The sequence below is a fragment of the Actinokineospora globicatena genome, assembly GCF_024171945.1.
In the GTDB taxonomy this organism is placed as follows: domain Bacteria; phylum Actinomycetota; class Actinomycetes; order Mycobacteriales; family Pseudonocardiaceae; genus Actinokineospora; species Actinokineospora globicatena.
On the sequence record NZ_JAMTCR010000003.1, the window covers coordinates 1,109,229 to 1,123,424 of the forward strand.

At 69.7% G+C, this 14,196-nt stretch carries 12 protein-coding genes; 7 read left to right on the forward strand and 5 right to left on the reverse strand.

Annotation, left to right across the window (positions count from 1 at the left end; all coding sequences use genetic code 11):
- Nucleotides 1-26 precede the first annotated feature (26 nt).
- Both LV79_RS18295 and LV79_RS18300 read right to left on the reverse strand, forming a co-directional pair.
- Nucleotides 27-2,309, reverse strand: coding sequence for a zinc metalloprotease (locus tag LV79_RS18295; RefSeq protein WP_253838316.1), 2,283 nt, complete (start codon nt 2,307-2,309; stop codon nt 27-29).
- An 11-nt stretch (nt 2,310-2,320) separates the two neighbouring features.
- Nucleotides 2,321-2,977 carry a peptidoglycan-binding protein gene (locus LV79_RS18300; protein ID WP_253838318.1) on the reverse strand — a complete coding sequence of 219 codons (657 nt, stop codon included), beginning with the start codon at nt 2,975-2,977 and terminating at the stop codon, nt 2,321-2,323.
- Between the two features lie 564 nt (nt 2,978-3,541).
- Between LV79_RS18300 and LV79_RS18305 the strand changes: the two genes are divergently transcribed.
- The 4 genes from LV79_RS18305 to LV79_RS18320 all read left to right on the forward strand — a co-directional run bounded on the left by LV79_RS18305 (nt 3,542) and on the right by LV79_RS18320 (nt 7,319).
- The gene (locus LV79_RS18305; protein ID WP_253838319.1) at nt 3,542-4,207 is read left to right on the forward strand and encodes a GPP34 family phosphoprotein; all 666 of its coding nucleotides are present in this window, start codon (nt 3,542-3,544) and stop codon (nt 4,205-4,207) included.
- Between the two features lie 83 nt (nt 4,208-4,290).
- Nucleotides 4,291-5,736 (forward strand): APC family permease, encoded by a 1,446-nt coding sequence (locus tag LV79_RS18310; protein ID WP_253838321.1) that lies wholly within the window; start codon nt 4,291-4,293, stop codon nt 5,734-5,736.
- Entirely contained in the window at nt 5,733-6,317 is a 585-nt protein-coding gene (locus tag LV79_RS18315; protein ID WP_253838322.1) for a GNAT family N-acetyltransferase, read from the forward strand. The genes LV79_RS18310 and LV79_RS18315 overlap by 4 nt, the downstream gene beginning before the upstream one ends.
- Nucleotides 6,318-6,518: 201 nt before the next feature.
- Nucleotides 6,519-7,319 (forward strand): S1 family peptidase, encoded by an 801-nt coding sequence (locus LV79_RS18320; protein ID WP_253838325.1) that lies wholly within the window; start codon nt 6,519-6,521, stop codon nt 7,317-7,319.
- A gap of 53 nt (nt 7,320-7,372) precedes the next feature.
- On the opposite strand, the gene LV79_RS18325 is transcribed toward LV79_RS18320, so the two are convergent.
- Both LV79_RS18325 and LV79_RS18330 read right to left on the reverse strand, forming a co-directional pair.
- On the reverse strand, nt 7,373-7,918 hold the full coding sequence (locus LV79_RS18325; RefSeq protein ID WP_253838566.1) for a YbhB/YbcL family Raf kinase inhibitor-like protein: 546 nt from the start codon (nt 7,916-7,918) through the stop codon (nt 7,373-7,375).
- Nucleotides 7,919-8,285: 367 nt separating this feature from the next.
- Nucleotides 8,286-9,068: an alpha/beta fold hydrolase gene (locus tag LV79_RS18330; RefSeq protein ID WP_253838326.1), complete on the reverse strand. Its 783-nt coding sequence runs from the start codon at nt 9,066-9,068 to the stop codon at nt 8,286-8,288.
- A gap of 554 nt (nt 9,069-9,622) precedes the next feature.
- Between LV79_RS18330 and lanKC the strand changes: the two genes are divergently transcribed.
- The 3 genes from lanKC (at nt 9,623) to LV79_RS18345 (ending at nt 13,203) form a co-directional block, all read left to right on the forward strand.
- Complete coding sequence (gene lanKC, locus LV79_RS18335) at nt 9,623-12,049, forward strand: class III lanthionine synthetase LanKC (RefSeq protein WP_253838329.1); 2,427 nt, start codon at nt 9,623-9,625, stop codon at nt 12,047-12,049.
- Between the two features lie 4 nt (nt 12,050-12,053).
- Nucleotides 12,054-12,176, forward strand: a complete 123-nt coding sequence (locus tag LV79_RS18340; protein WP_253838331.1) for a SapB/AmfS family lanthipeptide — start codon at nt 12,054-12,056, stop codon at nt 12,174-12,176.
- Nucleotides 12,177-12,951: 775 nt separating this feature from the next.
- Nucleotides 12,952-13,203: an RICIN domain-containing protein gene (locus LV79_RS18345; RefSeq protein WP_285470239.1), complete on the forward strand. Its 252-nt coding sequence runs from the start codon at nt 12,952-12,954 to the stop codon at nt 13,201-13,203.
- Nucleotides 13,204-13,356: 153 nt separating this feature from the next.
- Here LV79_RS18345 and LV79_RS18350 read toward each other — a convergent pair whose 3' ends face one another.
- Complete coding sequence (locus tag LV79_RS18350) at nt 13,357-14,190, reverse strand: phytanoyl-CoA dioxygenase family protein (RefSeq protein ID WP_253838334.1); 834 nt, start codon at nt 14,188-14,190, stop codon at nt 13,357-13,359.
- Nucleotides 14,191-14,196 lie beyond the last annotated feature (6 nt).

Sequence of the window (14,196 nt, forward strand, 5' to 3'; positions counted from 1 at the left end):
CCCACTGTGTCGTGCCTATCCGTCCATCAAGGACTGGTCGGTACCGCGGACGACCCCTCGCTCAACGGTGGTGATGTCGTCGGCTGCTCGCTCGACGACGGCGCCGGGGAGGTGCTCGACGACGGCGGGATCGATGACGACTCCGTCGGGTTGGGGGTGGTGGTTGTGGTCGCGCCCGTTGTGCCGGTCGGTGAGGACGGGGGGACGGGTGTGGTGGTGACCGGGTCGTGGTTTTGCAGGACGGTGAGGATGTCGCGCTTGACGCTGTCGAACTCGGCCTGGATCTGGGTGGTGGTCATGCCTTGGACGCGGTCGGCGAGACCGGTCATGCGGCCCCAGATGGCGGCGATCTCGGCCTTGGCCGCCTCGTCCGGCTCACCGGAGAGGGTGACCACGAGCTGGGAGGCCAGGGCGTAGGTGAGGCAGTCGACGCAGGTGTGGTTGACCGCGACGGCGACGTTCTCCGGGATCACCACGTTCGCCTTGCCGACGACGAGGACGATCTGGAAGGCGATCGCGACCGTGGCGCAGTTCTGGCAGCTGGCCAGGGCCCACGCCTCGTTGCGGTTGTCCACCTTGTCCTCGGTCGCCCACACCAGCCCGAACGACACCTCGTACTGCACCGAGCCGTCGGTGGTGTTGATGACGACGGCCTGGTTGTCGCCGGGGCCGGGCGGTTCCGGGCGTTGGAACGGGTAGACCAAGCGCGGGGCGGTGGGGTTACCGACCGGAGTCAGCACCATCGCCGGGATCGGCTTGCCCTTGGTGGGCAAAGCCGCGCCCTGAGGTAGCACTACCTTCCGCTTCGCCGCGACCGCGACAGGCGCGGCCTCGGTGTCAGCGGGCAGTGCGCGCGGTGCGCTAGCGCCCATGGGGAGGGCGTCTTGCACCGTGCCCCGCTCCCCCGGCTGGATCGGCCGGTAGCGGTCGCCCTCCGGCCACCACGCGTACGCCAGCCCGGCCAGGACCGCGAGCAGCGCCACCACGGCGACCGCCCGTCGACCCGGCTTGCCCGACGACCACGTGACGACCTTCAGCACGGCCCGCTTCACCATCCGCGCCAGCAGGTACAGGATGCCCGCCATCGGCACCGCGATCGCGACGATGCCCAGCACCCGCACCGCGGACAACGCCAGGTCGCCCTCGTCGAACGCGGCGCCGAGACCGGCCCACTGCTGCTCCACCCCGCGCACCGCCGTACCGATGATGCGCGGCAGGGTCAGGACCATCAGGACGAAGCTGAGCAGCAGCACCGGGACGACGACCACGACCCACAGCGTCACGACCACCCGCGCCCACGGCTTGAGCACCGTGGTCTCCGGCGAGCGCCACCGGTTGGGCAGCAGCCCGAGCAGCGTCGGCTTGATCCGCTGGAACAGGTCGGGCACCCCGGTCAGGTCGGCGAGCACGTGGTACCCGTCGAACCGGACCAGCGGGGTCAGCTGCCGCACCATCTGCAGCAGCTGCGTGGCGATGACCAGCAGCAGCGCGTCCCAGCCGGACACCAGCCAGACGCCGAACACCACGACCGAGACGATCGCGTTGAAGTACAGCCCGCCCAGGTCCGTGCGCAGCCGACCGGCCTTGCCGAGCCGGTAGCTGTCGGTCACGTCGGTGTAGAAGGCGGGCCACATCAGGTACATGCCGAAGCCCATCGCGCCCGGGGTCGCACCGCCGTAGCGCGCGGCCGCGGCGTGCCCGAACTCGTGGAACCCGGCGGACAGGATCGTCACCGCGAACACCAGCAGCAGCAACGAGGGCTGCTCGAAGGCCTCGTACGCGGCCCCGGCCAGGCCCTTCTCGAACAGCACCCAGAACGACACGCCCACGAACGCGAGCACCAGCGCCACCACCACCAGCGGGTGGAACAGCCAGGTGAACGGCGCGGTGACCCGCCTGGTGGTGTCCTCGTCGGAGATCACGCAGCGCATCCGCAGGCCGAGCAGCGGGTTCGCCTTGCGCGGCGCGGGATCGGTCCCGTCCGCCAGCCGCAGCACGCCGAGCGGCCGCAGCTTGTCCAGCAGCACCTCCACGTCCCGGGCGCCGACCCGCCGGTTCACCGCGCGGCCGACCCGCTCGGCGATGACGGCGTGGTCGGCGTCACCGTCGACGGCCTCGAGCACCCGGTAGAGCAGCGGGGTCAGTTGCAACACCTGGCCGTCGGCGCGGCGGACCAGGGCGGGCGGGCGGCGGTAGCCGGACCCGCTCATCTCCCCGATCAGCCGCACCCCGTCGGCCCTCGAGGGCACCGCGCCGGGGCGGGGCGCCTGGACGTCCCGGTCCGGCGCGGTGCCTGAGGTGACGCTCATGCGGACCTCTCCTACTGGTCGACGTCGCTGATCTGGTCCGCGGTGGCCGTCGCGTTGCCGGTGATGTCCTGGGTGATGATCGCCTGCTGCTGGGCGACCGCGGTGGCCTCCGAGCCGGTCGAGCCGATGTTGGCCGAGACCGCGGCGTCGATCGGCGCGGCGACGTTGGCCTGGGCGGCGATCGCGCCGTTGATCGGGGCGGTCAGGTCGAGGTCGGCGTTGACGTTCACGTCCAGGTTGAGCAGCCCGCCGTCGAGGGCGCCGGTGATGTCGTCGGGGATGTCCACGGCCTGGATGCCGCCGGTCTGGGCGGCGGGCGGGGTGGTGGGCACCGGCTCGGACTGGTCGATCGCGCTGTCCTGCGTGCTGTGCGCGGTCGAGTCGCCGGTGATGCCCTGGGTGATGGCGACGCCCTGGTCCGAGAGCGCCTGCGCGGTGGAGTCGGTGGACAGCACGTTCGCGCCGACGGCGGCGTCGATCGGTGCGGCCACGTTGGCGTTGGCGGCCACCGCGAGGTCGATCGGGGCGGCGAGGTCGAGCGCCAGGTCGAGGTCGACGTTGAGGTCGAGCAGGGAGTAGACCTCCTTGGTCGGCAGCGCGGAGCCCACCTCGGCGGCGAGGTCGTCGGCCGAGAGCGGGAGCGGGGTCACCTCAGTGGTTCGGTCCATGCCGGGTCGATACCCCTGGCCCCGCGTGCCGAAACGGATTACCCAGTCATTGAGACGTCGTCGGCTCGACGTTTCTCGACCGCCGAGACAATCATTTCCGGGACACCACCGCAGATCACGGCGGTGCGATCCGGGCGGCCGGGTTTGTCACGCGGGTCGACGAGGAATGCGTCCCACTATTGATGAACGTCGTTCACCTTTTCCATTCCGGCCGGTGTGGACACCCGCGCCGCGACACCTGGTGTCCACTCCGCGTTCCACTGAGGATCACCCGGCGGCCGGGCTCCGACCACCCGAACGTCTCAGCGGCATCACACGGTTGGGAGCGCTGCCATCCCACACCGTGGTCCGGTGCGGGCACCCGTTCGGCCGTGGTGTACGGGATTGGGCCGATCGGGTGGTCACCCCGACGGGGGTATCCCGCGCTGTCGGTATCGCCTTTATCCTGCGGCGCGCACACCACGAAGAAGTGAGGAACGTGAGTCGAGAAGTCCAGTGGCGAGGGCGGACCCGCTCGGACCACCGCGGCACCGACAACGGCACCGAATGCGACCGGTGCCCGAGGTGACCGCTCCGCACTACCGGAAAGCGCCGCCCGGGCTGCTCGCCGACGAGTTCTTCCTGGCCGGGATCGACGACATGACCGGCGAGCAGCGGCTGGAACCGCAGGCGCTCGCCGTCGGCCTCGCCGCCGCGCTGATCGGCGAACTCCTGCTCACCAGGCACATGGTGATCGAGGACGGCAAACTGCGGGTCGCCGACGTCGCGGTGCCCGACGCGCTGCAGGAGCGGGTCCGGCTCTGGGTGCGCAAGGACCACAGCGTGGTGCTGGCCAAGGACTGGCTCCTGGTCCTGGTCGGGCGCGACATCACCACCCTGGTGCGGCACCGGATGCTGGCCGCGGGCAAGGTCGTGCGGACCACCCGCAAGCGACTGCTGCGCAAACCGCTCGAACTCTACGTCCCGCCGTCGCTGAGCACCGCGGCCGCGGCCGGGGTGCGCATCGCGGGCACCCTCAACGTGCCCCGCGCACTGTCCACATCAGACTTGTTACTGGCCGGTCTGCTGCGCGCGACCGGCCGCGACCGCGAGGTCCTGAGCCACTGCGGGCCAGAGGTGCACGACGAACTCGACCGCCAACTGCGGGAGAACCTCTGCCCCAGCGCGGTCCAACTGGTCGACACCACCACCGAGGTACTCGTGACAGCAGCGGTCACCCCGCTGTTCTAACCACGACCGGCGACCGACCGCACCACCGGTACGGCTGCCCACTCCGTCCCAGTTCCCCAACCCAGATCCACAAAGGAGTGAGCGTGTCCACTACCGCAGCCCAGACCTTGGCCGGGCAGCGCGTGTCGACCGCGGGCGTGGTGTTCTTCACCGCCTCGGCCGCCACACCGCTGACGGTCTGCGCGGCCATCGTGACCACCGGGCTCGCCGCCACCGGCAAGCTCGGCCTCCCGCTGGCGTTCGTGATCATCGCCGCGGTGCTCGCGGTGTTCAGCGTCGGCTACGTCGCGATGGCCAGGCAGGTGCCCAACGCGGGCGCCTTCTACACCTACGTCAGCCTCGGCCTCGGGCGGCCCGCGGGCGTCGGCGCGTCCTGGGTGGCGCTGCTGGCCTACAACGCGCTGCAGATCGGCCTGTACGGGGCGATCGGCCCGACCATGGCCGACCTGCTCAGGGACTGGTTCGCGGTCGACGTGCCGTGGTGGGTGATCGCGATCGTCGCTTGGGCCGTGGTCGCGTTCCTCGGGTTGCGCCGGATCAAGCACTCCGCCCGGGTGCTGCTGGTGCTGCTGGCCGCCGAGGTCGCGCTCGTGCTGCTCTACAGCGTCGCCAACCTGGCCAACCCGGCCGACGGCGGCCCGACCCTCGACGGCCTCGCCCTCGGTGACCTGCTCGGCTCGGCGCTCGGCCCGCTGCTGGGCCTGGCCGTGCTCGGCTTCGTCGGCTTCGAGCAGAGCGCGGTGTTCTCCGAGCAGGCCAGCCCGAGCTCGGTGCGGCGCGCGACGATCATCTGCATCGGCGGGCTGTGTGCGCTCTACGCCATCTCGTCCTGGTCGACCATCCAGGCCGCCGGTCCGGACACCGTCGTCGCCGACGCGCAGAGCTCCCCCACCGCGGTGCTGTTCGCCCTCGCCGAGCAGAACCTGGGCTCGTGGGCCGCAGGCGCGGGCCGGGTCCTGCTGGTCACCAGCGTGCTCGCGGCGCTGATCAGCTTCCACGCCACCTGCGCCCGCTACACCTTCGCCCTCGGCCGCGACCACGTGCTGCCCGCCGCGTTCGGCCGCACCGCGCCGCGCACCGGCCAGCCGGGACCGGCCTCGATCTCGCAGAGCGCGCTCGCCCTGGTCGTCATCATCGCCTTCGCCATCGGCGGCTGGGACCCGGTGACCAAGCTGTTCTTCATCGGCGGCACCGCGGGTGCGCTCGGCGTGCTGCTGCTGCTCTCGGCCACCGCCTTCGCCACCGTCCGCTACCTGCGCGAACACGAGGTCGAGAACTCGTTCCTGCGCAAGCTCGCGCCCCCGGTGGCGGCCATCGCGGTCACCGCGATCCTGGTGCTGGTCGTGGCCAACTACGCGCTGCTGCTGGGCGTGCCGGAGGACTCCCCGCTGCGCTGGGGCATCCCGATCGCGTTCGCCCTGGTCGCCCTCGGCGGTGTCGTCTACGGCATCGTGCTGCGCCGCAACCGCCCGCAGGTCTACGACACGATCGGCAAGAGCCAGGCCCGGACCCCGGTCAACGCCCGATGACGGCGATCACCCGGGCCACCACGGCCGACACCGCGCTGTGCGCCGCCATCGTCGCCCAGTCGTTCGCGGAGCTGCCCCAGACGGCGTGGCTGATCGCCGACCCCGCCGACCGGTTGCCCGCGTTGACCGCGGACTTCGCGATCCTGGTCGAGCACGCGCTGGCACACGGGCACGTCGACCTGATCGGCGACCACGCGGTGGCGGTGTGGTTCGACCGCACCGGCGCGGCGATCCCAGCACCGGCGAATTACGACGCCCGGGTGCTGGCCGCGACCGGGCGGTACGCCGAGCGGTTCCACGCGCTGGACTCGGCTTTCGAGGCGAACCACCCGGCTGAGCCGCACCACCACCTGGCACTGCTGGCCGTCGCCCCCGCGAAGCAGCGCCAGGGCCTGGGTGAGGCGTTGCTGCGCCACCACCACGCCCACCTGGATTCCCGGGGTGTGGCGGCGTTCCTGGAGGCCAGCACACCGGAGAGCACCCGTCTCTACCTGCGGGAGGGCTACGCGCCGCTGGGCGAGCCCTACCCGTTGCCGGACGACGGTCCGACCATGTGGCCGCTGTGGCGGCAGCCTGCCTGATCGGCCGATGAGGGGCGGTTCCCGGCCGGGGACCGCCCCTTGCCGTCCACACAGGACTGAGCGGCCGAAACGGGACGAAACGCCGACGTCCACAGGGGACGGGGCGCTGACCGGGATCGTTGCCACCCGAAAGGAGGTGGTGAGTGAACGTGATCGCGTCGACGCTGACCGGTGGTAACCCTGCTACCGGAAGGATCCTCCATGATCAAGCGAGTGGTGGGCGTGGTCGCCGCCGCGCTGGCCGGGGCGGTGCTGGCCACCGCACCCGCCGACGCGCGCGAGACCGCCGACTTCACCGCCATCGTGGCGCTCAACAACTGCTCCGGCTCCGTGGTGCGCCCGCCGACGGCCACCGACAACGACCCGGCGCTGGTGCTGACCAACGGGCACTGCGTGAAGCTGATGGGCGCCAACGAGGTCATCGTCAACCAGGCGGCGTCGCGCACGTTCACGCTCCTCGGGCCGTCCGGCAACAACCTGGGCACCCTGCGCTCCACCAAGCTGTCCTACGCCACGATGAAGAACACCGACGCGGCGTTCTACCAGCTCAGCAGCACCTACGCGCAGATCCAGCAGCAGTACGGCACCCGCGCCCTCGACCTGTCGGCGACCCGCCCCGCGCAGGGCACCGGCATCCAGGTCGTGTCCGGGTACTGGAAGCGGACCTACACCTGCGCCGTCGACGGGTTCGCCTACCAGCTCAAGGAGGGCAGCTGGACCTGGAAGGACTCGATCCGCTACACCCGCCCGTGCAACGTCATCGGCGGCACCTCCGGCTCCCCCATCATCGACGGCGCGGGCAAGGTCGTCGGCGTCAACAACACCATCAACGAGAGCGGCGGCCGCTGCACCACCAACAACCCCTGCGAGGTCTCCCAGACCGGCCAGGTCACCGTCCGCTCCGGCATCGGCTACGCCCAGCAGACCTACGACATCACCCGCTGCATCACCACGGGTAACCAGTTCAACCTGACCCTGCCCGGCTGCACCCTGCCCCGCTAACGGCTCCGGGTGGGTCCCCAGTCCCGGGGGCCCACCCGGAGATCAGTCCTGGGTCAGGATTCGCCGGTGATCCGGGCGGTGCCGATGGAGGCGGCGGTGATCGCCCGGGCAGCGGTTTGGGTGGAGGAGCTGGAGTTCAGGGCGGTGAGCGAGGTTTGGTTGAGCGCGTGGACGACGAACTCGTAGGTGTTCACCGTCGACGGTGAGCACGGACCCTGGTAGCCGTAGAGACTCGCGCTGCCGCGGTAGTAGATCTGCCTGGAACCACTGGGGGTTGTGGGCCGGTACGTGTGATCGACGTTCTGCGGCAACGAAGTCGCGCTTGCCGGGATGTCGTAGATGACCCAGTGGATGAGGTTGGCGTTGTCGAGGTCGCGCATGACGATGGCGTAGCTCTTGGCTGCTGCGGGGCCACCGGTCCACGCCAACGGCGGCGACTGGTTCTTCTTGGCGGGGTCGCTCCCGCCACCGCTGGTGCACTCGTGAACCTTGGGGATGGTGCCACCATTGCCGAACGCGGCACTGGACAACGCGAACGCATTCGACGCGACGGCTGGTGTCACGCTAACAGCACAGACAGCGGTGACCGCGCACAACAGTATCCGTGTGATTCGCAAGGCTTGCTCCCGGGAGACGTAGTCCATCCGTGGTGTTCGTGGCCGGGGCCTTCAGCCTAGGCCCCTCAAGCCCCGCGCACCACACCCTTCATCGAGGCGATCGCAGCCACCTCTCGACTCTCGCCGCACCCGTCTGCCACGGTGTGAACGCGGCAACGCTCGACAGCGCCGCGAACGGACGCCGCCACGCCACCGGGTTCGGTCTCAGCTCAACGTCGCGACCGCGTGCTTGTTGTCCACGCAGTCCGGGCCGTCGCGCCGACAAGGCCCGTTCGGGTGCCGCGCCGATCGCGAACATCACCTACCCACCGCAACCGTCAGCTACCCCGGCCTCATCGCCGAAACACTCTCACAACAGCTCGGTCTTGCCTTGCTCGGTCGTCCACACAGGACATACGAGTCCGTCAAGGAAGGCCGAGACCGCTGCGGCCAATGCCGCTGGTTCGTCGTCGTGGATCCAGTGGGTGGCGTTGGGAAAGGTGATGAGGGTGGTGTCGGGGCGCAGGGTGGCCATGCGGTCAGCCTCTGCCGCGGACAGCAGTGGGCTGCGGCCGCCGCGGAATAGCAGGGCTGGGCATCGCGATGTCAGCCAGTCTGGCCACCAGTCTCCGAGGGCTTGGTGTTGGACGGTCATCATGTCGGTCCAGGAGAACAGGAAACGCCAGGTCCCGGTTGGATCTGGGGCGGCACTCTGGAGGAAGTAGGTGGGGTCAGGGATGCCCTTGGCGATGAGAGCGGCGGCGAGCGCGGCCCGGGTCGGGGCCTCGGTGGGGAAGTCGGTCACGTCCAGAACCGCAGTGATGGTCGTGCCAACGTCCTCGATGATGAGGGCACGCACCAGTTCGGGGTGTCGTGCCGCCAACTGGTAGGCGTTGATGCCGCCGAGCGAGTGGCCGAGCAAGATGACCGGACCCTCGTCGAGCCCGCGGATGAAGTCGACGGCGTCGGCAATGAAATCGGCGCGGGTGTAGGTCGGGGTTCGAGCGGCGCGGCCGTGACCGCGCTGGTCGGGTGCCAACACTCGAGCCCGACCTCTCAGGTCGACCGCCAACCGGTCGAACACGGCGCCGCGACCGAAGGTTCCGTGCAGCGCGACGACCAGTGGCAGGATCGGTTCTGGAGTGCGATTCACCCTGATCACCAGTCCTGCCGTAGCGTGCGTTTCTCTCAGGCGGCCCAGCCCAGCGGGCTTTGTGGTCCACGCGCCCAACTATGCCAAGAACAGCCCGTCCCGTCGCCCAAGTTTCGCGCCACAGTGACGCCGATACGTACTTGTGTGGCTTGTCCCCAGCGCGACTACAGCCTTGGCCACTCGCTCTGGGGATAGGACAGGCCATGGCGGCCGTGCCTCGCGCCCGATGTAGTTCGCGCCTTGGTAGTAGACGGGGGTGTTGATGCCGCCCAGGCTGACGATGCAGACGTTCACCCCGTGCCGCAGGCCATCACGGTGGCGGTATGTACGACGATGTCCAGGCGTCCGCTGCGTTCAAGCGTGTCGGCCGGCGTGGGGTGGGGACCGCTCGCCCAGGCAGTCGGTGATGGGACACGGACAGTAGAGCGACGACTCGACCGGGTCAGACCTGGGCACCGGTCGAGTGATCGACTCGTGTCGGTTCCCGGTGACGCGCCGTCACGTTGTTCTGATGGGGCGGTCGGGGTGGGTCGTCGGGAGGGACGGGGTTGGGCATGCGGGGGCGGTACGAGGCGTTCTGTCTCGCTGACCGGTTGTTCTTCGACCGGCCGGTCGACGGTCCGGGGAGGTCGTGGTCGCTCCGGCCGCTGGGTGCGGGGTGGCGGTCGCGGCCCATGGGCGAGTGGCTCGTGCTCACCCACGAGGCCTCCGTGCTCCCCCAGCAGGGCTGGAAGGTCCACATCTCGGCGACCCCGGCCAACGCGGAGCTGGTGCTCGGCAAGACCTACGAGTACTGCCGCACGCGGTCCCTGCCCTTCAAGCACCTGCGGTCGCCGTCTCTGCTGTTGGCCCGCAACGCCAAGTACGCGCCCAGGGCGGCCAGCGGCAAGCTGATCACCCTCTACCCGCCGGACGACGACCGGCTCGCGGAGGTGCTCGAAGAGCTGTCCGAGGTCCTGCACGGCGAGCCCGGACCGTACATCCTCAGCGACCTCCGCTACGGCAGCGGCCCGCTCTACGTCCGCTACGGCGCGTTCGTCCAGCGCTGGACCGATGACGGCCTGCCCGCGATCGCCACCCCGGACGGCACACTCGTGCCCGACGTCCGCAAGCCTGCGTTCACGGTGCCGGACTGGGTGGACGTGCCCCCTTGTCTGCGACCCCACTTGGCGGCGCGCGCGAGCGACACCGTCTTCCCGTACCGGATCGACCGCGCCCTGCACTATTCCAACGGCGGCGGCGTGTACCTGAGCACACCGTTCGTCATCAAGGAAGCCCGACCGCACGCAGGCCTGGACCACGACCTGACCGACGCCGTCACGCGGCTGGACCGGGAGCACGACATGCTCACCCGGCTGGCAGGCGTAACGGGAATCCCGGCCGTGCACGAGCGGTTCAGCGTGTGGGAACACCAGTACCTGGCCGTAGAGCACCGGTCCGGCATCCCGCTCGGGTCCTGGATGGGCATCAACTACCCCCTCGGCCACCGCGCGTCCCAGGTTGAGCGTGACGCCTACACGGCTCGCGCGGTGGCCATCGGTGACCAGGTCGAAGCCGCGATCACCGCGATGCACGACCGCGGTGTGGTGTGGGGTGATCTGCACGGTAACAACATCCTCGTCGATGACAGCGACACCGTCAGCCTGCTCGACTTCGAACTTGCCTTCACGACCACCGAAGCGTCGCGTCCTGCCCTTGGCGCATCTGGGTTCCGCGCGCCGAATGACCGCCACGGCACGGAGATCGACCTATACGCGCTAGCGGCTCTACGCCTGTGGTTGTTCTTCCCGCTCACCGCTGTCTTGGAACTGGAGCCGGGCAAGCTGCACCAATACCTGACGACGATCGAGCGCGAGTTCCCCTTGCCTGCGGGCTACGTCGACCGCGTCCGCTCAGTTCTCCGCCCGCGCGTTCCGGTAGCCGACGCCCACACCGAACTCGACGGAGCCGCGCCGGACTGGGACCTGGTCGGCAAGTCCATCGCCGAGGCGATCTTGGCCTCCGCTACCCCGGAACGCACCGACCGGCTGTTCCCGGGTGACATCGAGCAGTTCACCACCGCGGCCGCGACGTTCGCTCACGGTGCCGCCGGGGTCATCTACGCTCTCGACGTCACCGGTCACGGGCGCCACCACGAGGCCTGGCTGCTCGAGGCGATCCGCCGTGATCGACCTGTCCGCCCCGGATTCGCCACCGGCGCGCACGGCATCGCCCACGTCCTGGCCCACCTCGGTCACCACGACACGGCCCGGGGCCTCATCGACCAAGCGCGATCACCCGTGAACGGCTGCGGTCTGGCCGACGGGCTGGCGGGTATCGCTCTCACTCTCCTTGACGCCGCGGGAAAGTGGGCGCCGCCGCAGTGGCTGGACGAGGCCGTGACCCTTGCCGAACGCCTGGGGTCGGCGTCCTGCACGCGGGCGGGTTTGATGCACGGCTGGACCGGGCCCGCACTGCTGTACCTGCGCCTGTACGGCCGCACCGGCGAGCGGCGGTGGCTCACTCTGGCCGACCAGGCCATCGCGCGTGATCTTGAGGCATGCGTCACCGCCGCCGATGGCTCGACGCAGGTCCGCGAGGGCAACCGGTTGCTGCCCTACCTCGAGTCCGGGAGCGCGGGCATCGCTGTCGTGCTGTCCCAACTCGCCCGGCTCATGCCCGACGCGGGCTCGGTCGTCCACCTGCCCGGACTGCTGCGAGCATGCCGCCCGGAGTTCGTCGTCCACCCCGGCCTGCACCAGGGTCGCGCGGGCTTGCTCGCCGCCCTCACCCTCGCAGGTCAACCCGCACTCGCCACCGACCACCGAGCTCGACTCGCCTGGCACGCCCTCCCCTTCCCCCACGGCGGCACCGCGTTTCCCGGCAACCAACTCCTCCGCTTGTCCATGGACCTCGCCACCGGCGGCGCGGGCGTCCTCCTCGCCCTCGCCCCCACCCCCGCTCTCCCCTTCTTCACCGAACACCCCAACACCAAGGAGTAGCCCGATGGAGAACATCCTCGCCCTGCAAGACCTCGACACCCCCGCCATCTCCGACGACGAGTCCTACAGCAACCTCAGCGCCGTGACCTGCAGCGAGAGTGCCCTGTCGCTCCTGCTCTGCCACTGACGACCCACGATCGCACTGCGGGCAGCACGACCCGCAGCGCGATCCGTGGCGCGTGTGGACAGCCCTGCCGACCCACAACCCCCAGTGGTTCCAAGCAGATCTAGCGCAAGCCTCTACAGCTAGCAGGGTCCGTGTTCACCGTCGACGGTGAACACGGGCGAATTCGTCGTCCACGCGCCCAATCAAACCTCGCTCACCACCTTGAATTCCAGCTCCTCCACCCAAACTGCCGCACCGGCGATCACCGGCGAATCGTGATCGGACACTGACCCCGGGAGGTACTCGCGGCTATAGTGCCGCGCTCCAGAACCAAAGCGCGACAACGTATCCAATGGTCATTTATTGGTTTAGACCATTCGGCCGGACACTTGCCCGTTCGACGGCGCAAGTCCGGCCGGTTGGCGGCTGTCGGTGGCCAGTCGGCCGCCGGCAGCCTTGTCGCGGGTCAACGCCAACGGGCGTAGACCAAATCTGGGAGGAACCCGAATGCGCACTACCCGCGTGTTACGCAGAGCCGCGACCGTGCTCGCGGCCATCACCGCCGCCGTGCTCCTGTCCCCCGGCCAGGCGTCCGCCGCACCCCCCACCCCCCTCGCCACTCCCGGCCAGGTGTCCGCCGCACCCGCGATCGTCTACTTCCTGAGGACCGGCCTCGGGCCAGGCCGCTACCTCGACGCCAAGCCGAGCACCCTGCACAACAACGGCGGCACCGTCTACCAGTGGGACTACAACGGCAACACCAACCAGCAGTGGGGCTTCGGCACCGACGGGCACGATCCGCCCCGCCGCCGACCTCTCGATGTGCCTGGACGCCAACCCCAACACGAACTACAACGGCGGCACGGTGTACCTCTGGAAGTGCAACGGGGGCAACCAGCAGAAGTGGATCTACCCCAACAACGGCTCCAGCATCCAGAACGTGCACTCCGGTCGCTGCCTGGACGTCAACCCGAACACCAACTACAACGGCGGCACCGTCTACCAGTGGTCCTGCAACGGTTCACCCCAGCAGGCCTGGTACTTCTAGCCACCCAACGGGCCCGCGCCGCACGGCGCGGGCCCACGCCGTGCGAGTGCCGGCCTGTCTCACCTAGTCAGGCGACGGACTCCAGCGCTTCACGGCGGGCCTCAAGTGATCTGGCGCGACTGGTCGCAAGACGCCGTGGCGGAAACCCACCGGCTAGTTGTCGAGATCGCCCTGCCAGGGCTCCAAGGGCCGGTAGTCGGTGCCCGCGAGGAACTCCGGACGCGGGCTGGCCACGGCGTCGGGGAGGTTGTCCGTGCGGTTGTAGGTCACCAGGATCATCCGTCGGTCGTGCGGCGACATGTTCGCCCCAGACGCGTGGACCAGCTGCGGGTCGAACAGCACCACCGCGCCCGAATGGCCGGTGACCTGGACGATCTCCCTGCCCCGGGCCAGTTCGGCCAGGAGCGGACCATCGATCCTGTAGTCCAAGTCGGCTGCCAGGTTCGAGCGCCAGCCGAGCCCGGCGTCTCGCTCGCGCAGGTCCAGCGTGCCGACACGGTGCGACCCGGGTACGACGAGCAACGGGCCGTTGACCGGGGTGGCGGCGTCGAGCAGGACCGCGACGTTGACCGCGCGCGGCTCGCGCATCCCGTCCCTGCGGTTCCAGAAGATGTAGTCCTGGTGCCACGGCCAGACGTCGCCGTGGACGGCCCGCTTGGCGTTGATCTTGAACTGGTGGACGTAGACGGGCCCGCCAAGGACCTCGACGGCGGGGCCGAGCAGCTTGGGGTGGCGCACCACCCGGGCGAACAAGTCGTTGACCAAGTGGCACCCGTGGACCGCGCGTACCGTCTCGCCATCCTTCTCCACGGTCCTGGCGGGCGAGTCCCTGCCGAACTCTGTGTCTGTCGCCGCGCTCAGCAGCGCCACCTCGGCCGCGGTCAGCGCGTCGCCGGAATAGGCGAACCCGTTTTCGGAATAGGTGTCCAGCGGTCGGTGGGTCAGCAACCGGACCTCCATGTCGTAGTGGACGGCGGTACGCGGCACGCACCG